At 60.7% G+C, this 24,393-nt stretch carries 25 protein-coding genes and 1 riboswitch; of the genes, 22 read left to right on the forward strand and 3 right to left on the reverse strand.

Annotation, left to right across the window (positions count from 1 at the left end):
* Nucleotides 1-3: 3 nt before the first annotated feature.
* The 22 genes from G3N96_RS01165 (at nt 4) to G3N96_RS01270 (ending at nt 18,186) form a co-directional block, all read left to right on the forward strand.
* Nucleotides 4-1,023, forward strand: coding sequence for a hydroxyquinol 1,2-dioxygenase (locus tag G3N96_RS01165; protein ID WP_206135937.1), 1,020 nt, complete (start codon nt 4-6; stop codon nt 1,021-1,023).
* Between the two features lie 51 nt (nt 1,024-1,074).
* Complete coding sequence (locus G3N96_RS01170; protein ID WP_206135938.1) at nt 1,075-2,541, forward strand: aldehyde dehydrogenase family protein; 1,467 nt, start codon at nt 1,075-1,077, stop codon at nt 2,539-2,541.
* An 8-nt stretch (nt 2,542-2,549) separates the two neighbouring features.
* Nucleotides 2,550-3,617: a maleylacetate reductase gene (locus G3N96_RS01175; protein WP_206135939.1), complete on the forward strand. Its 1,068-nt coding sequence runs from the start codon at nt 2,550-2,552 to the stop codon at nt 3,615-3,617.
* Between the two features lie 28 nt (nt 3,618-3,645).
* Entirely contained in the window at nt 3,646-3,789 is a 144-nt protein-coding gene (locus G3N96_RS01180) for a hypothetical protein (protein ID WP_206135940.1), read from the forward strand.
* Nucleotides 3,790-3,794: 5 nt separating this feature from the next.
* Entirely contained in the window at nt 3,795-4,106 is a 312-nt protein-coding gene (locus G3N96_RS01185) for a YciI family protein (protein WP_206135941.1), read from the forward strand.
* A gap of 3 nt (nt 4,107-4,109) precedes the next feature.
* Nucleotides 4,110-4,445, forward strand: a complete 336-nt coding sequence (locus G3N96_RS01190) for a Rieske 2Fe-2S domain-containing protein (protein ID WP_206135942.1) — start codon at nt 4,110-4,112, stop codon at nt 4,443-4,445.
* A 195-nt stretch (nt 4,446-4,640) separates the two neighbouring features.
* The gene (locus G3N96_RS01195) at nt 4,641-5,729 is read left to right on the forward strand and encodes a porin (RefSeq protein ID WP_206135943.1); all 1,089 of its coding nucleotides are present in this window, start codon (nt 4,641-4,643) and stop codon (nt 5,727-5,729) included.
* A 710-nt stretch (nt 5,730-6,439) separates the two neighbouring features.
* The gene (locus tag G3N96_RS01200) at nt 6,440-6,649 is read left to right on the forward strand and encodes a hypothetical protein (protein ID WP_206135944.1); all 210 of its coding nucleotides are present in this window, start codon (nt 6,440-6,442) and stop codon (nt 6,647-6,649) included.
* A 993-nt stretch (nt 6,650-7,642) separates the two neighbouring features.
* Complete coding sequence (locus G3N96_RS01205; RefSeq protein ID WP_206135945.1) at nt 7,643-8,380, forward strand: cupin domain-containing protein; 738 nt, start codon at nt 7,643-7,645, stop codon at nt 8,378-8,380.
* A complete protein-coding gene (locus G3N96_RS01210) occupies nt 8,377-9,156 on the forward strand; it encodes a class I SAM-dependent methyltransferase (protein ID WP_206135946.1) in 780 nt (259 codons plus the stop codon). Before G3N96_RS01205 ends, G3N96_RS01210 begins: the two co-directional genes overlap by 4 nt.
* A 99-nt stretch (nt 9,157-9,255) precedes the next feature.
* Nucleotides 9,256-10,425: a fatty acid desaturase gene (locus tag G3N96_RS01215; RefSeq protein WP_206135947.1), complete on the forward strand. Its 1,170-nt coding sequence runs from the start codon at nt 9,256-9,258 to the stop codon at nt 10,423-10,425.
* A gap of 5 nt (nt 10,426-10,430) precedes the next feature.
* Nucleotides 10,431-10,910: a DUF2000 domain-containing protein gene (locus G3N96_RS01220; RefSeq protein WP_241022401.1), complete on the forward strand. Its 480-nt coding sequence runs from the start codon at nt 10,431-10,433 to the stop codon at nt 10,908-10,910.
* 20 nt (nt 10,911-10,930) lie between these two features.
* Entirely contained in the window at nt 10,931-11,614 is a 684-nt protein-coding gene (locus G3N96_RS01225) for an AzlC family ABC transporter permease (protein WP_346778865.1), read from the forward strand.
* A complete protein-coding gene (locus tag G3N96_RS01230; RefSeq protein ID WP_241022403.1) occupies nt 11,583-11,918 on the forward strand; it encodes an AzlD domain-containing protein in 336 nt (111 codons plus the stop codon). The genes G3N96_RS01225 and G3N96_RS01230 overlap by 32 nt, the downstream gene beginning before the upstream one ends.
* 28 nt (nt 11,919-11,946) lie before the next feature.
* Nucleotides 11,947-12,165, forward strand: coding sequence for a hypothetical protein (locus G3N96_RS01235; protein WP_206135949.1), 219 nt, complete (start codon nt 11,947-11,949; stop codon nt 12,163-12,165).
* A 123-nt stretch (nt 12,166-12,288) separates the two neighbouring features.
* Nucleotides 12,289-12,546 carry a hypothetical protein gene (locus tag G3N96_RS01240; RefSeq protein WP_241022404.1) on the forward strand — a complete coding sequence of 86 codons (258 nt, stop codon included), beginning with the start codon at nt 12,289-12,291 and terminating at the stop codon, nt 12,544-12,546.
* 157 nt (nt 12,547-12,703) lie between these two features.
* Nucleotides 12,704-12,807: riboswitch (SAM-I-IV-variant riboswitch) on the forward strand.
* Nucleotides 12,808-12,849: 42 nt separating this feature from the next.
* The gene (locus G3N96_RS01245; RefSeq protein ID WP_206135950.1) at nt 12,850-13,167 is read left to right on the forward strand and encodes a hypothetical protein; all 318 of its coding nucleotides are present in this window, start codon (nt 12,850-12,852) and stop codon (nt 13,165-13,167) included.
* A 1,080-nt stretch (nt 13,168-14,247) separates the two neighbouring features.
* Nucleotides 14,248-15,129 carry an NmrA family NAD(P)-binding protein gene (locus tag G3N96_RS01250; protein ID WP_206135951.1) on the forward strand — a complete coding sequence of 294 codons (882 nt, stop codon included), beginning with the start codon at nt 14,248-14,250 and terminating at the stop codon, nt 15,127-15,129.
* Nucleotides 15,130-15,160: 31 nt separating this feature from the next.
* Entirely contained in the window at nt 15,161-15,535 is a 375-nt protein-coding gene (locus G3N96_RS01255; RefSeq protein WP_206135952.1) for a hypothetical protein, read from the forward strand.
* A gap of 72 nt (nt 15,536-15,607) precedes the next feature.
* Nucleotides 15,608-16,321: an SDR family oxidoreductase gene (locus G3N96_RS01260; RefSeq protein WP_206135953.1), complete on the forward strand. Its 714-nt coding sequence runs from the start codon at nt 15,608-15,610 to the stop codon at nt 16,319-16,321.
* 157 nt (nt 16,322-16,478) lie between these two features.
* Complete coding sequence (locus G3N96_RS01265) at nt 16,479-16,940, forward strand: MarR family winged helix-turn-helix transcriptional regulator (protein ID WP_206135954.1); 462 nt, start codon at nt 16,479-16,481, stop codon at nt 16,938-16,940.
* A 451-nt stretch (nt 16,941-17,391) separates the two neighbouring features.
* Nucleotides 17,392-18,186 carry a hypothetical protein gene (locus tag G3N96_RS01270; RefSeq protein WP_241022405.1) on the forward strand — a complete coding sequence of 265 codons (795 nt, stop codon included), beginning with the start codon at nt 17,392-17,394 and terminating at the stop codon, nt 18,184-18,186.
* Between the two features lie 758 nt (nt 18,187-18,944).
* On the opposite strand, the gene G3N96_RS01275 is transcribed toward G3N96_RS01270, so the two are convergent.
* Genes G3N96_RS01275 through G3N96_RS01285 form a run of 3 tightly spaced genes read right to left on the reverse strand, consistent with a single transcriptional unit; the run spans nt 18,945 to nt 24,379 of the window.
* Entirely contained in the window at nt 18,945-19,952 is a 1,008-nt protein-coding gene (locus tag G3N96_RS01275) for a PoNe immunity protein domain-containing protein (protein ID WP_206135956.1), read from the reverse strand.
* 15 nt (nt 19,953-19,967) lie between these two features.
* Nucleotides 19,968-21,560, reverse strand: a complete 1,593-nt coding sequence (locus G3N96_RS01280) for a hypothetical protein (protein WP_206135957.1) — start codon at nt 21,558-21,560, stop codon at nt 19,968-19,970.
* Nucleotides 21,557-24,379, reverse strand: a complete 2,823-nt coding sequence (locus G3N96_RS01285; protein ID WP_206135958.1) for a type VI secretion system tip protein VgrG — start codon at nt 24,377-24,379, stop codon at nt 21,557-21,559. The genes G3N96_RS01280 and G3N96_RS01285 overlap by 4 nt, the downstream gene beginning before the upstream one ends.
* Nucleotides 24,380-24,393 lie beyond the last annotated feature (14 nt).

The raw sequence follows: 24,393 nt of genomic DNA on the forward strand, positions 1-24,393 counted from the left end.
GTTATGGCCACCCTCGACACTTTCGACACTTCCGCAGGCTTTGCCGCCGATCTGGTGCAAGCCACCGAAGCCGATGCCGTCACCGGCTACCGCCGCTTCCAGCTCGGCGCATTCGAATTTCAGCGCGACGAATATTTCGTGAAGATCAGCTGGCCCGCGAAAGGCCAGACCCGCACGCACGCGATGCCGGCGGACGCGTTCCTGCGCGCGATGATGCGCGACGTGGCATGGGGCTTCTTCTACGGCTGGGTGAACTTCGACCACGTGTTCGGCACGCGCAACCACTACGGCAAGGTGGACATGTATGCGGGCACCTTCAACGGCATCCTGAAGGACGCCGGCGTCGATTACACCGAGACCTTCGACACGCCCACGATCATGGCGACCTTCAAGGCGATGCTGCACGACTGGACGAACGAAGGCTTCGATCCGTTCGCGGCGCCCGAGGAAACCGGCACGGCGTTCGGGCGCAAGCACGGCGAGAACGGCGCGGCGATCGAGCGCACGCGGATCGCGACGCGCCGCATGCCTGGCCTCGAAGGCGATTCGCCGCTGCGCGACGACCTGCCGGTCAACCGCGCGTTCCTCGACGTCGCGCAGGACGAACCGGAAGTGCACGTCGAGCCGGGCTTCGAAGGCGAGCTGCACGCATTCAACCTGTTCAAGTACCTGTCCCGCTCGGACGTGACGTGGAATCCGTCGGTCACGTCGGTGTGCGGGCGCAGCCTGTTCTGCCCGACCACCGAGGAATTCATCCTGCCGGTGTTCCATGGCAACGACCGCGTCGAATGGTTCCTGCAACTGTCCGACGAAATCGTGTGGGACATCGGCGACAAGAACACCGGCGCGCCGCGCGCGCGCGTAACGATGCGCGCCGGCGACATCTGCGCGATGCCCGCCGACATCCGGCACCAGGGCTACTCCACGAAGCGGTCGATGCTGCTGGTCTGGGAAAACGCGACACCGAACCTGCCGCAGCGCTACGAGAGCGGCGAGCTCGCGCCGTATCCGATCGCGTTCTGAGCGGCGCGCCGGTTTCCGCTTGCGCTTCACGCCATCCACCGAGGACGATTCATGCAAACCCAACTCTTCATCGACGGGCGCTTCGTTGACGCCGTCGACCGCGGCACGATCGACGTGCTGAACCCGCACGACGGCTCCGTCATCACGAAGATCGCGGCCGCCACCGCGGCGGACGTCGACCTGGCCGTCGAAGCCGCGACGCGCGCGTTTCCCAAATGGTCGGCGCTGCCGGCCGCCGAACGCGGCCGCTTGCTGCTGCGCCTGGCTGATGCGATCGAGGCCAACGCGGAGGAGCTGGCCCAACTCGAATCGCTGGACACCGGCCACCCGATCCGCGATTCGCGTGCGCTCGACGTGCCGCGCACGGCGGCGTGCTTCCGCTACTTCGGCGGCATGGCCGACAAGCTGCAAGGCTCGGTGATTCCTGTCGAGACCGGTTTCCTGAACTACGTGCAGCGCGCGCCGATCGGTGTCGTCGGCCAGATCGTGCCGTGGAATTTTCCGCTGATGTTCACGAGCTGGAAGATGGGCCCCGCGCTCGCGGCCGGCAACACGGTGGTGCTCAAGCCTTCGGAAATCACGCCGCTGTCGACGCTGCGCATCGTCGAGCTGATGGCCGAGGTCGGGTTCCCCGCGGGTGTCGTCAACATCGTCCCCGGCTATGGGCACACGGCCGGCCAGCGGCTCGCCGAACACCAGGGCGTCGGCAAGATTGCGTTCACGGGATCGACGGCCACCGGCCGCCGGATCGTCGAAGCGTCGCAGGGCAACCTGAAGCGCGTGCAGCTCGAACTGGGCGGCAAGGGCGCCAACATCGTGTTCGACGATGCCGATCTCGACGCGGCCATCAACGGCGCCGCGTGGGCGATCTTCCACAACCAGGGGCAGGCGTGCATCGCCGGCTCGCGTCTCGTGCTGCACGAACGCATCGCCGATGCGTTCCTCGAGCGCTTCGTGGCGCTCGCGTCGTCGATCCGCATCGGCAACCCGCTCGATGCGAACACCGAGATGGGGCCGCTGACGTCGAAGCAGCACCTCGATCGTGTGCTGGCGTTCGTCGACGTCGCGCGCGAGCAGGGCGGCCGCGTGCTCGCCGGCGGCAGCGCGCCGCAGGACCCGGCGCTCGCCAACGGCTACTACGTGCGCCCGACGGTCATCGAGGCCCGCAGCGCGACCGACCGTATCGCGCAGGAGGAAGTGTTCGGCCCGTTCGTCACGGTGCTGCGTTTCGGCAGCGACGAAGAAGCGCTGGCCATCGCGAACGCGACCGAATACGGGCTGGGCAGCGGCCTGTGGACGAAGGATCTGTCCCGCGCACACAAGATGGCGTCGCAGATCGACGCGGGCATGTGCTGGATCAACTGCTACAAGCGCGTCAATCCGGGCAGCCCGTTCGGCGGCGTCGGCCAGTCGGGCTACGGCCGCGAGATGGGCTTCGAGGCGATGCACGACTATACCGAGGCGCGGTCGGTGTGGGTCAACGTCGACGGCAACGTGCCGCCGCACTTCAAGCGCTGAGGTTCGCCATGGATCGCTTCGTCTATCAGGGCACCCCGTCCCGCGTGGTATTCGAATGGGGCGCGCTCGACAGGCTGCCGGACGAGTTGTCGACGCTCGGCGCCCGCCGCGCGCTGATCCTGTCCACGCCCGAACAGAGGCCGCTCGCCGAGCGTGTGGCGGCGATCCTGGGCGAGCGTGCGGCCGGCATCTGCGCGCAGGCGGTCATGCACGTGCCGATCGAAGTCGCACACGCGGCGCGCGAGATGGCCGGCGAGCTGGACGCGGATTGCTGCATCGCGATCGGCGGCGGGTCGACGATCGGGCTGGGCAAGGCGATCGCGCTCGAATCGGTGCTGCCGATCCTGGCCGTGCCGACGACGTACGCGGGCTCGGAGATGACGCCGATCTTCGGGCTCACGGAAGGCCGGCTGAAGCGCACCGGGCGCGACGCGCGCGTGCTGCCGCGCACGGTGCTCTACGACCCGTCGCTGACGTTGTCGCTGCCGGCGGACATTTCCGCGGCGTCCGGCATCAACGCGATGGCGCATGCCGTCGAGGCGCTCTATGCGGAAGATGCGAACCCGGTGATCAGCCTGATGGCGGAAGAATCGATCCGGGCGCTCGGCGAAGCGCTGCCCGTGGTCGTGCGCGATCCGGCGAACCGCGACGCGCGCAGCCGCGCGCTGTACGGCGCGTGGCTCGCGGGTACCTGCCTGGGCGCGGTCGGCATGGCGCTGCATCACAAGCTGTGCCACACGCTGGGCGGCACCTTCAACCTGCCGCACGCGCAGACGCATGCGGCGATGCTGCCGCATACCGCGCACTACAACCACGCTGCCGCGCCCGATGCGCTGCGCCGTGTGGCGCGCGCGCTGGGCGGGAACGACGCGGCGGAAGCCGGCCCGCTGCTGTTCGCGCTGAACGCACGGCTCGGTATCGCGCCGGCGCTCGCTGACCTCGGGATGCCGGAGGCCGGCCTCGACGAAGCGGCCGACCTCGCGTGCCGCAACCCGTATGCGAACCCGCGGCCGATCGAGCGTGAGGCGATTCGCGCGCTGCTTCAGCATGCATGGGAAGGGCGCGCGCCGCAATGAACGGCCGGATGCGCCAACGGAGACAACCATGAGCCTTGACCACCATGACGGTGACGCCACGCTGGCCGAGCCGGTCGTCGCCCGCTTCGACGGCACGCCGAGCCTGCGCCTGCGTGCGCCGATGCAGCGCCTCGTGCGGCATCTTCATGCGTTCGTCCTCGATCGGAGCTGACCGCCATGGCAAGATTTTTTGCGGTGTTTGCGACGGACCAGCCAGGCATGCGCGACGTGCGCGATCGCGTGCGGCCGATTCACCGGACTTACCTGCGCTCGGCCGACCAGCACGGCGTGGTGGTGCGGCTCGGCGGCCCGACGCTCGACCCGCACGGCGACGCGATGAACGGCACGCTGCTCGTCCTGGAGGCGGACGACATTCAGGCGGTGATGCAGTTCATCGGCAACGATCCGTATGTGAAGGAGGGGCTGTTCTCGCATGTGGAGGTGCGGCCGTGGGACTGGAGCCTCGGCAACCCCGAGCAGAGGGTATGAGTCATGGACGCACGACAACTCTGCCGGTTTTCCGATGTGCCCGACGGCGGCGCGCGGGTCGTCGACGAAGCATGTATCGGACGTCCCGTGATCGTCGTGAGACGCGGTGAGCAGGTATGGGCTTATGTGAATCGTTGCCCGCACTTCTCGGTGCCGCTCGATTTCGTGCCGGGTAGCGTTTCCTGCTATCGGTCGCAGGTGCTGATGTGCGCCCATCACAGCGCGCTGTTCCGGTTCGATGATGGTGTGTGTATCGATGGGCCTTGCTCGGGATCGGCGCTGGAGGCCGTGGCGGTGGAGGTGGATGCCGCTGCGTGGGTCGTCTATCGAGGCGCTTGATTCCGGTGTTTTGATGAGGGGCGGGCAGGGCCGTTCAATGCGACGGCGATCGGGTTCATCGATCAGTAAAGCTAAGCATATTTCTGGCGTTGTTTCATCTGCCTGATTGCGGGCGATTCCTTGTGACACATCGAGCGAGCACCTGCCACGCAGCAGGTGGTGGTCTCGTATTTTCATAAAAAAGACGGAGACAAAATGAAACTCAGGTTTGGAGCAGTGGCGATTCTTGCGGTGGCGCAGGGCGCATGGGCGCAGAGCAGCGTGACGATGTTCGGGCTGATCGACGCGGGCGTCTCTTATGTGAGCAACGAGGGCGGCGGAAAGAACGTCAAGTTCGACGACGGCATATTCGCGCCCAACCTCTTCGGCTTTCGCGGCACGGAAGATCTCGGTGGCGGATATCGCGCGATCTTCGCGCTCGTGAACCAGTTCTCGATGGCGAACGGCGCGATCATCGGGACGGGGATTTTCGGGCGCAACGCGTATGTGGGCCTCGAAAGCAACCGGTTCGGCAGCATCACGCTGGGCAATCAGTACGACTTCATGGTGGATTCGCTGTTTTCGAAGAACAACGCGATTTCACGGGATATCTCGGGGCTGTACGGCTTTCGCAATGGCCCGTTCCAGCGTCTCGCGCTTCCGGATAATCCGACCGGTGCATTCGATTGGGATCGCACGGCGGGTAGCAAACCGATCGCGAATTCCGTCAAGTACAGTTCGCCGACGGTGTCGGGTTTTTCCGGCGGCGCGATGTATGCGTTTGGTGGGGTGGCCGGGTCGGTCGGGGCGGACAATGCGGTCAGCGCCGGGCTGAACTATGAAGCGGGGCCGTTCGGTATCGGGGCGGCCTACACGAACGAGAAATACGGCCCTGCGCCCGGCGTGCCGTCCACCAGCGTGCGCAACTGGGGTGTCGGGATGCATTACGACTTCGGTGTCGTCACCGCGAACGCGTTGATGACCACCGTACACAACTCGTTCAACGACGCCGGCGTGTGGATGGCCGAGGCGGGCGGGTTGTGGCACGTCAGGCCGGATGTCGTGCTCGGCGCGAAGTACATGTACATGAAGGGCAATGAAGCGGTGAACGACAACCACGCGCATCAGGTCAGCGTGGCGCTTCAGTACTGGTTCTCGAAGCGGACGATGGTGTATGTGTCGGCGGACTACCAGCGCGCGAACAACGGCGCGAACGCGCAGGTCAATGGCGTGCTGGATCCGAACGGGGCGTCGAGTTCGGCGAGCCAGACGGTGGCGCGGGTGGGGTTGCATACGGTGTTTTGACGGGGCGTGTGGTGTGACGATCGGCTGGCGGCCGCATTCCGCCCGACTGAGCTTCCCGCGCCGATGCGGCGCTTTTTCCGCATCCGAGGGCGGCGGAGCTTGTGTCCAACTCCACCATGCACCAGTCTTACCCTAGCTGGCCGGTGTAGCTGCCGCCCTGGATTTGTCCTGCTTCGCCACTGCGCCGCATCTGTCACCTGCGCGTGCTGAATGGCCGGAAGCGCAAATATGCGGTCGATGTAGGAGCGCACTAGCAGCGCACTAGCAGCGTCGCGGGTACCAACTTGAACATCGTGTCCCGTGCAGCGCGGAGCCGAGCCGAGCTCTAGAGCACATCTGCCGCCATAAAGCGCTCGTCCAGCAGATACAGTCCCAGGGCCAGCTGCGTGCCGATCGCGCTGACGACGGTGACGTTGATTACGGTGCGAGCGGGCGGTTCGTCGAACGATTAACGACAGGCGGCTCGCGCTAGCGCGCTTTCGCATGTTCGGTCCGCGCTGCCAGTACGAATTACGCGGGTCACTGTCTGCTCTCTTTGCGGAAATTGCGTGCAAACGCCCGTTTGCTTGTATGCAGGCGTGCAGCCAGCGCGGCGATGCCGGGGGCGCCAGTCGGGACGTCAGCGATCTACATGATCTGCGCCGCATGTGCGGCCCAGCGCTCGCCTAGATGTCAAGTAAGACACTGAGCTGCGCCTGCCCTCTCGGACTATGCGTGAACTGCACGAGTTCGCGCGCGACATATCCGACACGGCCCAGGTCGATGATCCCCGCTATTTGGTGGACGGCAGCGAGATGACGGCGAGCGATATGGCGGCGCCCACTCTGGCATCGGTGGCATGGATGAATGCGCTTGCCGGAACTGTGGCTGCGCGCGAGATCGTGTCGAAGCACGGCTGCCGTTGTTGGCATAACTGGTAAGGATCGGGCGTGACCACATCCCGAATCCGGTCGGGCGGCATGGCGATGCTGTGCTTCCCGGTAAGTTGCGCGCTGGCGCTTCAAGATGGACGGTGGAATACAGTGCGTATGGACGTTCGTTCGGAGGCCGTAGCCAACTCTTGAAAGCGAGCCAGAGAAGAGTGGCTATATATAAAGGAATTGTTCTTGGATTGGTTTGAATTGTTTGAATGAGTCGGTATTTGTGGGATTTGTACGAATATTGTTGTTTTCTCTAAAAATTATCGAATTTGTCAGATGGTTGCCTGGTGGGTATAAATGAATTTATGAAATACGAGCGGTTTTTGTTGTGTGATCGCGGCTCGATCACTGAAATTCAAAGAAATTGTTGATGCCAATTTTCGGTCGTCCCGGGAGCCGGACCGAGTTTGCCATCCGTGTCGATGTTGTAATTAAACAACGACGGCAAGCTGAGGAATGCGCCGTTTTGGTAGGAGGGAGAACTGCTGCACATGACCACGGAGAAAGGCAACCGGAAATTGAGTGATAAGCCAAGTGTGAGTGATTTGAGCGATGAGTTCACTACCACTGAGAGTGCGGTGGTACGCGCGAATTTGAGTGATTTGATGGCAACATTTTGACGGTGGGGTGCCGAACCGAAATTTAAAAATTTGCAAAGTTTCAGTTCGATCGAGCGTCAAATCATAGAAACAAACTCGCTTGTATCAAGCAGATATTTTTTGCAACTCTCCATGGTTGATGTTGGTATCTCAAATAAGCGGAAATTATTGAGATGCGTTTGTCATTACAATGAATTGGGGTAAGCAAATTGCGATTGTTGGTATGCGTGCTCCCCGTGAAGAATGCGGTCGATATGTATGACGAGTGATGCCGTCGTCATCGCTCAAATGGAAAGTCGAAAAGCGGCGAATTTTGTCTAACAGCCGCAGTAGAGGTCGTTGTATGTAGGACACGCATCTCCTTGCGTGTCGATAAGAACCTGAGGAAGACGTTATGACCATCAGCACGCGATTTCTTGCGGGCGACAAGATGTTGGTGTTTCCGCTGGACATGGCTTCAGAGCTCGATTACAGCCAATTGGAAAATCCAATCCGGGTTGCCGTATCGCCGGGCGGCACGCGGCATCTGGACGCGGATTCGACGCACTTCATCATTGTGCACTCCGGTGAGTTGGAGGTGTCGCACGGAGGTGGCGTCTACAACATGAGGAGCGGGCAATTCGGGTGCTTTCCCGGTACGTCGACGCTCAAGGGCAAAGCTCATTCTTTGCTTGTCACGAGCCTTGGTTATGAAGGCGCAACGCTCGTAGGCGGACCGGTCGAAGAACTTGGACGACTGCGCTATATCGACGGATGTACGAGCAGTTTGCTGCTTGCGCCGCCCGTGCGCGGTGAGCCTTGCCTGAATTTTCTGCACCTGCCGAGTCATACCTCGCAGACGTTGCATACACATCCGACCGTGCGGGTCGGCCTCATTCTCTCCGGCAATGGTCAATGCGAAACGCACCATGGGATGCTGGAGTTTCGAGCGGGCACCGCATTCGTAATTCCGCCCGGTGTCGCGCACAGTTTCCAAAGCCGAAACGGGAGCATGCGCATCGTGATCTACCACCCGGATTCAGATTCTGGGCCTACGCACACCGATCATACGATGCTCAACAGGACATTCGTCGATCGTTTGACGGCAAAGGCCATGACCGAAATTCATACGAGAGTCGAGGTTCGGCGATGATAAAGAAGGGCTTTGAACGAGGTACTTCGCAACGTCAGAAGTGGAATCCGCAGCTCTATGAGAAAAATGCCCGTTTTGTTGGCGATCTCGCTGCCCGAGCAATCGAATTGCTGAATCCGCGACCGGGTGAAAGGATTCTCGACATCGGTTGTGGCGACGGCTACCTGACTGAAAAGATCGCTGGGATGGGAGCGATGATGACAGGTGTCGACTATAGTCCGGAGCTCGTAGCGGTCGCACGGGAACGCGGCATAGATGCATACGTGGGTAACGGGGAAGAGCTCGAATTTTCCCGCGAGTTCGACGGCGTGTTCAGCAACGCGGCGATGCATTGGATGCGTCGCGCCGACGCGGTGGTTCGTGGCGTGGAAAATGCGCTGCGGCCTGGAGGGCGTTTCGTCGGCGAGTTCGCAGGCGCGAGGAATACGTACTACATCCGGCAAGCCATACATGAGGCATTGACACGGTGGGGTTTCGATGCTGAGGAGATCGATCCGTGGTATTTGCCAGAAGAAAAGGAGTGCAGAGAAGTGTTGGAGGATGGTGGGCTTGTCGTGTCACACATCGAGTTATTCGATCGACCCGTGGTGATCGACTACCCGGTGCGTGATTGGATCAGAACATTTGGCAGCCCATATCTAACCGTATTGCCGGAGGAAGAGCGAGATGCGTTGCTCGATCAAGTGACGCGTCAGCTCGCGCCTCGCTTGCTCGGCAACGATGGGCGATGGACGATCGATTACACGCGCCTGCGCTTTCGGGCAGAGAAGCCCTGAGATGCTTCGGTACCACCGTTGGGGGCGTGGCGTCGAGGCGTCCCCATTTTTTCCTGATCGAGAGTGGATAGCATGTTTGAGAGTGGTGCAAGAGAGTCAATGCGTGGTCTACCGGGTGTCGCGCAACCTATCCTGACATGGGTGACGGGCAAACCGCTTGAAGCAACTGAGCGGCGCTTTGTCCTCCCGCGGTCACTGGACGTTATTGTCACCTTCGCTTTGAGTGTGGTCATTGTTGTCGCGCTCGTGTTGCTTGCCAGCAAGAATACGGTCGGCGCCTGGGCTCTTATAGTTGTGTCATGGTTGATCTTGGTCGGGTTGCTCAGGAAGATGCAAGTTACACACTTACATCACGCGATTCACAACCGGCTGTTTTCACACACGCTGTTGAACAGGCTCTACGCGCGAGTTTTGCCTTCGTTGATCTTCGTGCAGAACGGCGAAGAATACCGGAAGGAACATCTCGAGCATCACAACGCCAACATATTTACGACCGAACGCGACGCGGATGCCGCATTTTTGGCAAAGCTCGGCTTCATCCCGGGGCGCGAAAGAAATGAGCTGTGGATGAATCTTTGGATGACCATCGCGAGCCCAGTGTTCCACTTCGTATTTGCGCGCGCACGCCTCGAGTCGGTCTTTCTACGCAACAAGCCGGCTGAAACGCTCGTTGCCTTGGGTATGGCGGCATCTCATGTTGCACTGATCATGGTATCAGGGTGGCAGGCTTATGTGATCGCTGTGTTCGTACCGATGTTCCTCATTTATCACGTCAGTGCGTTGCTTCAGTTTTTAACCGAGCATGCCTGGAATGTCGCCGGGGAATCGGTTGGTGATTGGAGCGGGTATGCAGACCGATGCTGGGGTCGCTTTTGCGGCGAGACGTTCCCGTTGCGAGCGCACGATAGCAATTGGCGTGGCTACCTTTCCTATGTCATTCGCGTGTCCGGTTGGGGAGCAAGGATGCTTCTGCTTCATCTTCCGGTTCGGATGGCTTGCCTTGTATCTGACCTTCCTGCACATGACTGGCATCATTTGGCCCATATCGCAGGCCAAAGTTCGCGCGACTGGCCACGTAGCTTATATCTGCGTCAAGTCGCGATCGCTGATGGCGACAAGCCCGGCTTCGCGCGACGCGAACTATGGGGCATGCGTAGGATGATCGAACATCAATTCTTGTGGCTAGGGAGCATTACCTGCACATATTCGATCCCGCACGTGGGCGGATTGGCGCGCCCCGAGGGGGCAGCACTCAATTCAGGAGAATGAAAATAATGTACCTCGACAATTCCAGCAAGACGGTTCTTGTCGTCAATGCAGAGTTTCCGGCACCGACAATTCTCAACGCTGTCGCGCACACCACGCTTGGACTGGCGGCGGCTAATGCGGCTTCAACCTGGAAGCTGCTGCCTTACCCAAGCCCTGCATTCAGCGTAGAGAGTCGCATCAGCGAGTATCCGGTTATCGTTCTCCGTTCGAAGCGCTCGAGCCAGCTCGAAAGACTTGTGCTGCAACTGAGGGGGATGGAGATAGTGCACAACGCCTTTATCGATTCAATGCTTGGCGTGAGCGCAGTCGAGCAGCAGTCGGCGACACTGTCAGCAGAGCCGGGAAAGAATCGCATCGTGTGCGTCGGCCTGTTTGGTGCAGAGAGCGAAATTCGACCATTGATCAAGTCGTTTTCACTTTACAAGACATCGGATTCGCTCGCGCATGCCGCGCCATCTGTCGAAATCGGGGCGTTGGCACGATGACGAGCGGACGAAGCTTGATCGTGAGGCTCACGACGCCGGTTGGAATGGGTTACATCCCGACCGGGTTTGCGTTCGGCGTTTTGGCGTGTCAAGCAGGACTTCCGCCCGCGCTCGTGATCGCAATGAGCATGCTTATTTTCGCCGGGGCGCTGCAATTTGCAGCGGTTCCAATGCTGACCAACGTAGTTGATCCGGTCACGGTTGCTCTCACTACGCTGCTGATCAACTTGAGACACATCCTGTATGCCATCCCGCTGCTCGACCATCTGCCGAAGGCGCGAGTTTCCCGCGCCTACGTTATAGCGGCGCTTACCGACGAGAACTACTCCGTGCTGACGACTGTTCCGGAAGCGGACCGTCGGCAGTTGTCGGCTGTGGTGAGCCTCGTCAACCACGGATACTGGATTGGCGGCACGGTGCTAGGAGTATTGCTTGGCGATCAGGTCTCGCGGTGGATTCCCAATTTGGACTTCGCATTGCCGGCGCTGTTTGCCATTCTGGCAATCGAGCAGTATTTGGCGCGTCGTCGGTTGGCACCTGCGGCCATCGGTATTTGCGCGTACGTTGTCGCCAAGGCACTGTTACCAAGCTATGCGTTGATCGTTTCCCTGGGGCTCGGCTTGATCCTGTTGCTGACCCGAGCGGCCGTTTTTCCGCTGGAAAATGAAGTCAATGGAGCGCGAAAAAGCGATGGGAATGATTGAAAACTGGATCGCAGTAGGAATCATGAGCGGGCTGACGATATTGCTGCGAGCGTTGCCGCTCCTGATGCATCGTTCGGTGCTTCGAAGCTCGTGGATGACGATGCTCAATCGAGAGCTTCCCTTGTGCGTGATGGTTATTCTGGTCACGCACTCCCTCAGTGCGAGTGGTACAGCGACACCGCTCGGCGTCGAGATCGTCGGGTTGACGGTCGTGGCGGTAAGTTATCTCCGTTGGCGCAATGCCTTGCTAAGCGTAGTCATGGGATTAGGCGTGCTGGCAATGCTCACGCGCTTCATTCATTAAAGGACAGAGGCCCCGGAAGGCGCGTGTCGTGTGGTCGAATATTGGCCCCGATCTCGCGCAGATCCTCGCCGGAGCGGGCCAGTTCGCGCAGTCGGTGCTCAACACCGAGTCGCTCATCCAGTGGAAGCGGTTGAACGCTGAGCCACGCATGCCCCTTCTTGCCAAACAGACTGGTGGCGGGGCACCGCTCGATCAGATGTGCGGCCGAACCGGGGGAGTCAGAATTTCCGTGTTCAAGGCGGGTTGAGATTCACATGGATGGTCGAACGAATCGATCCTCGTAGAGGATAGCGAACTGGTTCTGTCCGCTTCGCCGGTGTTGCACGACTAGATCAGTACGTTCCAGCTCGCTACGACCGAGGATGCGCAGTTGACGAGCTTTCTGCATGTCCGTCTTGAGCGGGCTTTGGGGAGTGGGGCGGTGCAGCTCGACGATGCGGCGCTGCACGGCGAGATGTTCGAAGGCATGAAGCGCGTGAATCAGGATTTTCGCGAGGTGTCGCGGTTGTTCGATCCGAAGCAGGTGATCGTGCATGTGCATGTGCATGTGCATGTGCATGAGCATGAGCACGATACGGGGCCGTTTCAGGGGCGGGATATTCGGATCAAGAACAAGTACATTGCGTGAGGAAGGGGGGCGACGCGTTCGGACACGCGTCGCCTGAAGGAGCGCGTGGGTCGGATCGGCGGCGCCGTCCGGTCAAAGTACGGCGCTCCCGTCACCTCTTGCCCACCATCCATTTTTCGGTATAATGAACAAACGTTCGAAATGTCGAACGTAAGAAGTCAAGCATCCAGAGTCGGATTCTCCGACGCCAACCTGCCCTCCCGGGCAAGGTGGACGCCTCTGAGGCGATGCGGCCGATTTACGGCAACGAAACGGGAGCAGCATGGCTGGTACCGGTTCGATAACCAATCATCCGGAGCAACCATGCGTCAAGCTACCTCGGCCTCCTGTCCGACAGTCTGTGAAGACTGGTCACACTTCCTTCCTGGTTTCACGCTGACGCATACGGTTCATCTCGTGTCGAGACGGAATCCGGGCATCGTCTCGACGGCGGCTGCCGTGCTCGAAGGTGAAACTGTCACGGTCGACCGTTGGGCCATCACCCGCTGTGGGGACGTTCTCGAGCAAAAGATCGTTCTCGGGGAAATGACGGAAGGGCAAGCGGTTCGACTGCGCGAACGACTGGCCGCGCTCGAGGGTGTACTGCGTGCAAGGGTGGAGCATCATTTTGTTCGGGGGTAGTTCGGCCGCCTCCGACAATACTCTCTGCAGTCTCAAGCAACGGACAAATGCCTGTTGTCCGTTGCGTTGAAGCGTGCGTCAGGCGCGTCTTCGAAACTCGTCGGATAGTCGCCGTCAATACCGTTGGGGATGTTGCCTCGGCAAACCACGCGTCAGCGACTCCCGCGAGGCGCAGCGTTGCCGCGCCCACCGCCGGACGGATTCCCGGTCGTACTCGGCCAGTTTCCACCGGAAGTGCCACTGCCCGACCGGCCGCCGCTCTGGGTCGATTTGGCCCCACTGGAGGAGCCCTTCGATGCACCGCCCGAGTTGCTGCGCGCGCCACCTTGGCTACCGCCTGTCCCTTTGCTCATCGTCACCTCCATTGCACGTTTAGGGCGCTAGTAGCCGCTTTCGATGAGTCGGATTGCGCATCGGAAGCGAGACCAGCACACCACGATACTCCTAGGGCGTAGCTTCCGCGAATCTTTGGATAGCCTCGCGGGCAGGAGCGGCAAATGGCCATCTTCGTACGAAGACACCTGATCAGAAACAACGTGATGGCTTGCATGACGCTCCGGTGTACAAGGAGGGAATGTCACCGATAAAACACCGGGTTCGAGCTTGATGTGACCGTTGGGCCATCACCCGCTGTGGTGACGTTCTCGAGCAGAAGATCGTTCTCGGGGCAATGACGGAAGGGCAGGCGGTTCGACTGCGCGAACGACTGGCCGCGCTCGAGGGCGTACTGCGCACGAGGGTGGAGCATCATTTCGTGCGGGCCGGGTCGGTTGCTTCCTGAGATTCACCGGGGAGCGGCCGTCAGACGATGGATTCTCGTCGTCGCCGTATCGGCCGAAGCGGGCGGGCAACGATCCCCTCCGTTGTCAAAGATAGGACCAGATCAAACCGGCGGCGCCAGATCGGTTGACTCCGTTCGGCCATTTCGAGCTGTGCGCGCATGTCCGCCATGCCGCCGGGCTGAATCGAGCCTGGCGCTCCTCCGCATGCACGCAACCAGAAAAACTTGAAAATGCGAGCATATGCTCCTATCCTTGCCTCAAGGGAGCATATGCTCTCACTTTCCAACGGAGCGAAGCGATGAACGAAGCCGAGATTCTTGTGAGTGGTGCAACCGGGCGGACCGGAGGGTTTGCCATTGACGAACTGCTCAAGCTGGGCAAGCGCGTGCGGGCATATGTGCGCACGGATGACGACCGGGCGGCCGCGCTGAGGCGGCGCGGTGTCGATATCGCGGTGGGGGACTTCACCGACATCGACGCCATCCGGGCAGCGATGGAAGGTATCCGGTCGGCCTATTTCCTTCATCCGATCGCGCCGGGAATCATCGGGGCCGCGGCGTATTTCGCGCAGGCAGCCAAGGAAGCGGGCGTCTCGGCAATCGTCAACATGTCGCAGATTTCCGCACGTCGGGAGTCGGCGAGCCACGCAGCGCAGGATCATTGGGTTTCCGAACGGGTCTTTGATTGGTCAGGTGTCGCGACGACGCATTTGCGCCCCACCTTCTTCGCCGATTGGCTCGTCTATCCGCATTTTGCAAAGGAAATCCGGGCCACGGGGAAGATCGAATTTCCGTTCGGCGATGGCCGTCACGCGCCGATCGCCTCCGACGATCAGGGGCGCGTCATCGCCCATCTCCTCGCCAACCCCGCAGGCCACGAGGGCAAGGTCTACACGCTCCACGGCCCCGTCGAGATGAACCATGTCGAGATCGCAGCGGCGATGAGCGAGGTGCTCGGCACCCGGATCGAATACGCGCCGACTTCCATCGAGGCATTCCGAATCAAGATGGAAACCCTTTACAAGTTTCCGCCGTTCCTCACGCAGCATCTGGTCGAAGTCGCGCAGAACTACCGCGACGGCATTTTCTCGGGCACCAACGATGTCGTCGAGACAATCACCGGGACGCCGCCGCTGTCGGTCCAGGCGTTTGTCGCCAGGAATCGGTCCGCATTCGCGTGAACCCATCCTTAAAAAGAAGCGAGGTTTGAACATGTCACTCACTCAAGACGAGCGTCACCCGTTTCTCGACGATCTGACGGCCGACGCGGAACTGATCAGCTCGGTGTTGCGGGGTCCCGTCACCGGGCGCGACGACATCCGGCTCGCCGTCGACGCCGTCGGAACCTTCTACGCGTCACAGACGCCCACGTTTCTTCAAGCCGTCGGCTCGCGGCTTTTTCTGGAATACGACGCTGTCCTGACGAGCGGCGAGAAGTTGAGCGCGGTCGTTGTCGTCGATCGCAACGCCGACGGATCGGTGCCGCGCGTCAGCGTGCGGATGAGCCCGCTTGGCGCCGTACTGACGCTCGCCACCCATCTGCGGGGAGCGCTCTCGAAGCAGTTACCGGACAACGTCTTTCTTTGAACCTAGCCCGCGCAGGCTGGCGGCGGGAGTCGACTCGCCCCCGGCGTGCGGCTTTTGAACGAGGAGCATGTGATGGATATCAAGAACGCCACCGTCTTCATCACCGGCGCCAATCGCGGCCTGGGTCTGGCTTTTGCGCGAGAGGCACGTCGTCGCGGGGCGGCGAAAGTCTATGCGGGCATGCGCAACACGAGCGGTTTCGACGAGCCGGGCGTCGTGCCGGTCAGGATCGATGTCACGGATCCGGCGTCGATCGCCGAGGCCGCGAAACTGGCGGCGGATACGACGCTGCTGGTCAACAACGCGGGGATTGCCGCGCTGATCGACGGGCCGCTGGCGGCCGACATGGAAGCGCAATCCGCCCGCATGTTCGATACGAACTACTACGGCGTGGTGCGCGTCACACAGGCCTTCGAGCCGATCCTGGCGGCCCGGCCGCATGCCGCCATCATCAACGTGCTGTCCGACATCGTGTGGCTTCCGCGGCCCTATCTGGCGCCGTATGCTGCGTCGAAGGCCGCCGCGTGGAGTTACACGAACCAGCTTCGCCTGTCTCTGCACGAGCGTGGCATCCAGGTTCTCGGCCTGCACGTCGGGTTCGTGGATACCGACCTGACCCACGGCATCGACGTGCCCAAAGCCAGTCCGGAGGACGTCGTGCGACAGACTTACGACGCGCTCGCCCTCGGCAGGAGCGAGGTGATGGCCGACAAGGGAACAGCGCTGCTGAAGAGTACGCTCGCGGCCGAGATACCCGGCTACATCACGCCGCCGGCAGGGCTTTGAACGCCGCAGATGATACGGGGCGGGCGCGGCAGCGAGACACGAGGTGTGCGGATCGCCGTACGCCACCGCTGCCGGCTTTCATCGAAAGATACCGCTGCGCCTTCGCGTGACGTACGCTTGGCGTTTGCGCGATCAACCGAAATCAGGAGTAGAACAGATGTTGCCGGTCAACCAGCCGCTTGGAATCGATCAATGCAACTGCTTCGCCGTGAGGAAGGCGAGCAGGCAGATCTCCCGACTCTACGATAGTCATCTCGAGCCCGCGGGCCTGCGCATCACGCAATTCCTCACGCTGGCCGCCCTGAACGAGGTGGGAAGTACCCCGGTCAACGCCTTGGCCGAACGGCTCGATATCGAACGAACGGCGATGGGGAAAATGGTTGGCTTCCTGGAGCGCGACGGCTTCGTCACGATCAAGCCGTCGCCCACGGACGGCCGAAGCCGCCTGATCGAGCTCACCGAGGAAGGTCGGCGCCTGCACGACAGGGCGGCGCCTCTCTGGCGCGAGGCGCAACGGGAGTTCGAGCAACTGAACGGGGCAGACAACGTGACGGCGTTGCGGGAGGGGCTGAGAGGCGTGGTCGTCGGCGACGTGTCGATGCATTCGTCAGAAGGCTGAGCCTGCAGATGCACTGCGACGGCAACATGATTCGTGACACGAGTCATCATTCGGGGAAGGGCGATGAAACCGCCTGTCGCCATCGCGGGCGTGCCGCGCATGACTGGAAGACGGCGATGAACCCGTTCGCAGATCCTCTGCGAGGATCGATTCGTTCGACCCGCCGCGTGAATCTCAACCTGCCTTGAACACGGAAACGCTGACACCCCCGGTCGGCCCGGCACCGGACTATCTTGCCGCTGCTCGTTTGTCGCGGATTGTTGTAGTCTGGGCAATACGATAGTGTGGCGCACCGGCCTGCCGCCGAACTGACAATGAACCTATGATGGGTCGCGCAGGCGATCGGTGGATACGAACGGTTGGACCGTTACCGATCGTTTGATCCTGCCGATTTCATCGTCAACCGATTCGCCAGAAAAATCAGGAGTGTGTCGTGTTTCACCGGAGATCCATGTTGGGCCGTCGGAATGTCGCGTGCGCCATCGCCGTGGCGATCATGCTGGCCCCGGCCGCGACGCGCGCAGCGGCCGACACTGTCAACGAAACGGCGAGCGTCGCGCCGGCTGTTTCGGCCAACACGTCGCTTACGCGGCCGATCGTCGGCGACGATCCGGTTGCGATTCGGGAAGCACTGGAGAAGCTGCACGTCAAAAGCGCGTCCCCGTCCCTGAGCGAGCGCGTCCGCGGCCTGATCCCCGGCGTGGCCGACAAGCACGGCAAGGATGCCAACCTGGCCGCGGTCAACCTGGATCGTGAGGTCACTTTCCTGGTGCCGGTGTCGTACGGGCTGCGATATCAGTCGCAGAAGCATCTGTTGAAGGTGAACGTCGACCTGGTCGACGCCGACGGCGAAGGCCGGACAGGCATCCTGCTCAGAAAGGCCATTACCGGGCCGCGAGGGCGAGGGCTCGTGATCGCACCCGAGGCGAAGGCAAAAGGCTATATCCAGCAGATCGACATCATCGAACTCGATCCCGGAAAAGACGGGAAGTCCACGGTGCGCGGCAGCGTGAAGCTGTCACCTGCTGCGTACGCACAAGCGCAGGGCGGGTTCGTGTTGGCTCTTTCCGGGCGCCTGGTCCGGCCGTACCTGACCGAACACGTCGAGCACGCCGAGCCGAACAACGACGAGCCGACCGACATCACGACGAGGACGTCGAGGTTGTACCTCGATGTTGAATCCATTTCGCTCATGAGTCGGGCGAGTGGCGCGGTGTTGTTGAAGAAGCTGAGTTTCTCGAAGTAGTGGGTTTCTTGCGCGAGTCTTTGGGCGGTGAGGGGGCGCCACAACGGAACATGTCGAGTGTGCGGGGGGAGCGCGCGCACGCTGCAGCAGCGCTTTTCCAGCGATGTGGGCGTGACGCCGAAGCGGGTGATCGGTCGATCTCGCGGAACTGGCTCATGCCCTCTCGGGTATCTCGATCAGGCTCGCTTGACGCGCGATATCCGCAAGCTGGCGGGGAAGATTCGGGCGGAGACGTGGGCTCAGCGGCCAAGCGGGCCAGAACACCTCTGGGAATCATCGTAACCTATTGATTTATAAAGATTGGCCGTTTGTGATGCAAAAAACAGACCTCTACGGCCAATGCTCAACTCCCTGCCACTCTCGGACAAGCTGCTCGTCAGGCTATCGACTCGTCTACCGTGTTCGAGGAGTGCTGTCGGACGAAATCCGAGGCTTTGAAATATGCCGGAGGTATGTACTGGAAGAACCAGGGCCCTTATGGCAGGCTCTAACAGTTTTCCTTAAAGGCGATAGTTTTCCTTAAGGATTTGAAAAGTCTTTAAAAATCAATGGCTCGTCGTGGGCACCTTCGTATCCATGCCGGCTGGCCTCGGGAGACCGCGTGTCACACCCGAAAAGCCAGATGAACCGGCGCGGTTCTAATAGTTTTGCTTAAGGACGAACTCAGCAGGCGGGGCTCTGGTCTGCCGCGGTGGGTGCGCCACCAAAATCACGACGCGCGACGTCTGAAAACGCAGCCTGGCGAACTCATTCGCACGTCATGCTTTGCGTTCAAACTCCCACAGCGCGGGTTGGGAGCGATATGCACCTGACCGGTCCGGAGCGAACACTTCGGGCATGCGCTCGCCCTGCTGTACCAACACACCAGGCACGTGGTGGCCCAGCGCCTTCCAGATGCCGGTTTCCGGGCAGACCTGACCGGTACGCACTGTTTTCGTTGCTCTGTCTTGGAGTGCCGGTGCGCTATCCTTCTGTGCTTCGAAGTTGCGCGCAAAGTCGGCTAGGTCCTTCGGATACAGCAGATGGTCCCGGAAGGAACTGTCGTCCAGCTCTAGCAAATAGGCAACTGCTGCGGCTTCGATTGCCCAATAGCCAACGTATGTCCCCTTGCCCCCCTTCTGTGCTTCGAGGTGACCGTCATGCCACACCGCCGCGGCCATGCCCGGATACCAGGCTCCGAGGTATTGTGTGATGTCGTCGACACACTCTTGTTTCGCTTCGCGGTAGAGACTGAAGACGAGCGGCCGATACGGAACATCGTGAAACCAGCTGTCGACGTCAACACGCCCCTCGAGTTCGTACGCGAGCAGGTCTTCGTAAAGTGTGTCCTTCCCGCGGTAGGCTGGGTCGAACATCGCGGCGATGCGCGGCAGCAAGTCACGCCGATGCAGCAGGTAGCAAAAGCCAATCAACTGCATAGCGGTCTCATAATCGCCGATTTCACTGAACGCGAGCGGCGGCTGCCGCTCATCTGCCTGATGCACGCGCTCGGCTATCGTGAGCTGTTCGAATGCGGAGACCACCGATTCGAATTCGTTTCTTAGCAGGCTGATGTCCTCGCCGCCCGTGTACATGAGCAGAAAGCGACGATAGCTGTCCGAGGCAACAATGCCTCGAGTCAGCGCCTTCCTTTCATTTTCAGTATCGCCGATAGGGGTCAGTCTGTCGGCCCAACTCGCGATGTTTTCGGAAAAGGAAGCCAGCAGCCACTTGAAGTAGTCTTCGCCCAGAAAACGCTGTCGTCGCTTCGAATCAAAATCGCTCATTTCAAATATCTCGTGTCAGATACGCGATTTTAGCCGCTCGGCTTTGCGCTTGACTGCTTCAGCGACCTCGCCGTCCTTGTAGTGGTGAGTGAATGGTAGGTCGTGGTCGGCGTGTCCATGTTCGTCACCCGTCGCAAGCGCTTCGACGTGCTGCGCGGCCGAGGGGAGGTAGAACGGCACATACAACAAATGGCGCGAATAGCCTACATTCAGAATAGACAGCTCAATGTCGCGCGACACGGCCTCCGGCAGGTTCTTCAGAATCCAGGCGTTGCTCATCTGGACGATGCTGGCTTTCGGGTCTTTCGGAGCGGCTGGCTCAGTTGTCGGAGCCGCGCCGCCGGGCGCAGCAGCGCTCTCTTCTTGCAGCTTCCGTTGAGCCTTGATGTCGCTACTGGCGGCAGGCTTTCCACCCCCGGTGCTCAGTGGCTTTCCGCCTCCGCCGCCAGGCGTGGGTTTGCCGGCCCCAGGCTTGCCTGAGCCCCCGCCCGCTGGGACAGTGGGCCCCGCGTCGTCGGGTGGTTCGAGAAGGTCGTCCGCGAGGGGCCGCACCTCATCCTTAATTGTTCCGAGCTTGCTCCAGATACTATGCTTTGCATTCGGGTCCTTCAGCTTGCGCTTCGTCGTCGATGCCTTCATTTCGACGATGGCGAAGTCCTTCATCTGGTTGCTGAACGGAGCCGTACGCCACACGCCATCGATACCGTGACCGCGCGCCTTGAGTTCGAACAGCTTATTCAGCTTGCCTTTGTCGTTGAGCTTGCCCATGACTCGCAGGCCCGGTTGTTCGCTCCACCTGCCGCTCAAGCCCTTATCATGGGTCTGCCAGCCGCTTCCCCACTTCAGCTTTTCGTAACAGTAGTAGTCCCCGATGTGTTCGCCCAGGATGCCGGTGATTTCGGTCGTGATATCGGTCACCGCGAGCTTGGCGTTCACCACACCCCTGGACGGCGTCGGGACCGGGCGGTCATGACCGGCTTTCGCCTCTTCGCCTTTCGCGCCAGGCTTCTCGGTGGTCCGATGCTCATCCAGCGTGCTGACCGCCGACGAATTCGGCTGCTTCTTGCGCCAGTGGAGCAGTTTACGTTGGACGAATTGCGCGAGCCAGTACGGCAGGTTCGTTTCGACGAAGGTCAGCGCCTGCATAAACGTGACTTGCATCGCGGACGGCATCTCCCGATACAGCCAGGATTTTTGGATATGCTCGCGCGCCTCGGTCAGGTACTTCTTGACGCCTGTGGCATCGAACAGTCTATCAATCAACGCATCCGGGCTGGTTTGAATGTGCGCTTGCTGAAGCACCAAACGCAGAATGTCGAACAGCAGCGGGCCGTAGATTTCAGACTTGTGATTGACTAGGCGGAACGTACGCTTGACGCCGGCGCCGACGACAGGGACCCACCCCACGACGGCGAACACCAAGTCGATGCCGGCCTCGATTTTCGTCATCTCGTCCGCACTTTCGCGTGCGTTCCATACGGTCCAGACGCTCTCCGTGGTGTCGTAAACGTTCTGCGCGACGTAGAACAACGGGACAGCGTTGGTTGCCATCGACCAGCCAATCTCTTTGACCGCGTCTTCAATTGCTTGTTGGTCGCTTTCGTTCATTTCACATCCGGCCGGCCAGAAAATTTGTTGAATAGGCTGTAGAGGTTTTCCTCTGTAATGCCCTTGTGCCCGGCTGCATGCAGTTCTTTGAGAACATCAGGCTGCGCGAGCTCCGTGGGCGCGGGGACGGGCTGGGGTGTGAATGGGCGGGCGTCCTCCCCGAAGAAGACCTTTGCGGTGCCGTCTGGTACGTCGCGCAGGACCGCGTGGCCATTTCCGTCAAGCTTGCCGGCCAGAGTCGTCCCGTTCTCAAACACGACTTTGTAGGGAGCTTGAGGCACAGCCTTGAGGTTGTCGTCCGTGAGATTCAGTTCGAGCTTGTTGTGCAGGTCGCCCTTGGGTAGGGCCGGCAAATCGTAGGGTGCGCTCGTGGGGCCGGCGAACGCATGCTGCGCTCCCTTGATGTCTATCTTGCCCGGAGCGTGAATCTCGATATTGCCGCCCTGAATCCGGATATACGCGCCACCTGAGGTCAGCAGGATGCCCTGGCTCGCGGCTACTTCGACCTTCTCGGTCGCCGATAGCACCTTTACCGTTTTTTGCGCGGTCACTTCGATGTTGTCCGACTGCGCCTGGATTTCCACCTTGCCCTTCGCAGCGAAGAGCTTCATCCCGGCGTTCTGGGCGAACAGGCTGATGCGTTCGGCGACACTCGCGAGCAGCGATTTTCCGGCCGCGATGTGGGTGCTCTGGCCGCTGACCACGTTCACGTGTTCGTCTGCACCCAAGTGCACCGACCGCTGCGTCGACAGTGCAATGCCCACCGGGCTTGCAGCCAGAAGAATAGGTTTTTTGAACGCGTTGGCTGCGCCCGTGCCGCCTCCCGCCGTGCGGCCGCCGCTCCCCTGGTCTTGCCCCTGAACGTTGTCGGTCGTGGCGTCCGTGAAAGCCTTGAGCGCGTCTTGGCCCGCTTTCAGGCTTTCGGCCTGGTGCTGGCTGCCGACGTCGGAAAGCGACTCGACCAAGTTGTGAGCGCTGGTGAGTTGCTGCTGGGCTTGTCGGACCTCCAACTGCTGATGCGCCGCACCCGAACCAGGATGGGTCGTGAGGAAAAGCCCACGATTGGCGCGAATCGCGCCGTATGCATCGGTGCGAAGGTCGAAGCCGCTACCGAGATAGCTGCCGCGGACATTGCCGTCCTGGGTAATCAGGTATCCCAGGTGAAGCATAGAGCTGCCTTGCGACGAGAACAGTTGCAGCCGGTTCTGCCCGGTCGCATCGTCCATCACGAGGTGGTTGTAACCGTTGCCGCCGTATTCCTTCGAGCTAAAGCCTGATAGGATGCCGTTCGAATGCCAGCGCGGCTGCGTTGCACCGTTGTAGACGCGCCCTGTTGCAATGGGACGGTCGCAATCGCCACCAAGCCATTCGATAGTCACTTCTTCGCCAACGCGCGGCACGTGCACGCTGCCGTAGCCGCCGCCAGTATCGGAATAGGAAACGCGCACCCAGCATGTCGCTCCGATGCCCTCACGTCGGTCCCAGTGCATGCGCACCAAGATTCGGTTCAGCGAATCGGTGTAGACCTCCTCGTTGCCAGGGCCGACGACCGTCGCCGTCTGAAGATGCATGACGGGTTTACAGTGTTCGAACGGGCTGCGAAACGGCACCTTCTGGCGCTGGGCTTCGACCTCCACGAGGAAGAAGCCCTCGCTGCCTGAAGCATCTTTAACCGCGAACGCGGGTGCCGACTCCTCGTGAGCGTCACGAACCTCGCAAAGACGGGCATCGAGGCTATGCGGATAGGGGCGAGTTTCGCCCACCGGCAGATTGTTGCGGATATACCAGGTTGTTTCGACGATGACGAACTTGCGGTCGTCGGCACTATCCCGGTCGTGCTCTGGATGGTCCAGCAAGCTGAACCAGTACCCCGCATCAATGCTTGGTACGCTGCCTACCCCGTGGAATCGTTTCGCGCGCGACTCCCATTCCTCCAGCTTCAGCTTCGTAAGCCGGTCGCCGCGGTCATCCTCCAGGTACGTGTACGGTCCTGTGTACTCGTAGACCTCGGCCTGCTGCGGCAGGTCGCCCTGGTTCGCGACGGTCGGAAATGACCTTTCCTTGCGTGCGTCCGGATTCTTATAGTCGAACGTACTCGTCGAATACGACGTGCTCTGTAAGGTCCGCGTGCCCGACCAGTGGACGAACGCGTCGGGCTGGCGCGTGACGCCGGCACGGTAGAAAAGGAGCTGTTCCGGCTCAAGCGGCTTGAGCGAATACAGGTCGTCCGTGATGACGAGGGTATGAGATTTACCGTCGTCGGCGTGCTCGAAGTAATAGAACCAGCCTTCCGACTCCATCAGTCGGTGCACGAAGTTCCAATCGTCTTCGTACTGCACGCAGAACGAGCGCGCTGGCGACGGCTTGTGCACATCGATTCGATAAGCACCGACTGCTTGCAGATGCTCCTGAAAGACTGTTTCGAGGATGGTCTCGACTGTCTGGTCCTGGAAGATGCGGGCGTCCTTGCGGAACTTCAGGAAATGAAGCCACGACGAGAAAATCAGTTGCAGGCTGACCAGTCGCCCGTCTGTACCCAGTCGCCGTGCGGTGTGTACGTATCCGTGTCGCGGACGGTAGGTCTTGTCAGGCTGTTGAGTCCAAAGCGTGACGGGTTGCGCGATGAACGACTTCAGTTCGAGCGAATCCTGCAGCGAAACAACATCGACGGCAATCTCGAAATTGCCACCCAGCTGAGCAGTACCCACCACGATATGTGGCAGCAGCACATTCGGCCCGACGGGGGTATCCAATTTCACAATCCGGTCGGACTGGAGTAGCCCCGAATTTATCAACGCGATAAGGTCCTGCGCTCCCATTTGATTTTCCTTGT

The sequence above is a fragment of the Burkholderia sp. Se-20373 genome (assembly GCF_017104705.1).
Taxonomy (GTDB): Bacteria; Pseudomonadota; Gammaproteobacteria; order Burkholderiales; family Burkholderiaceae; genus Burkholderia.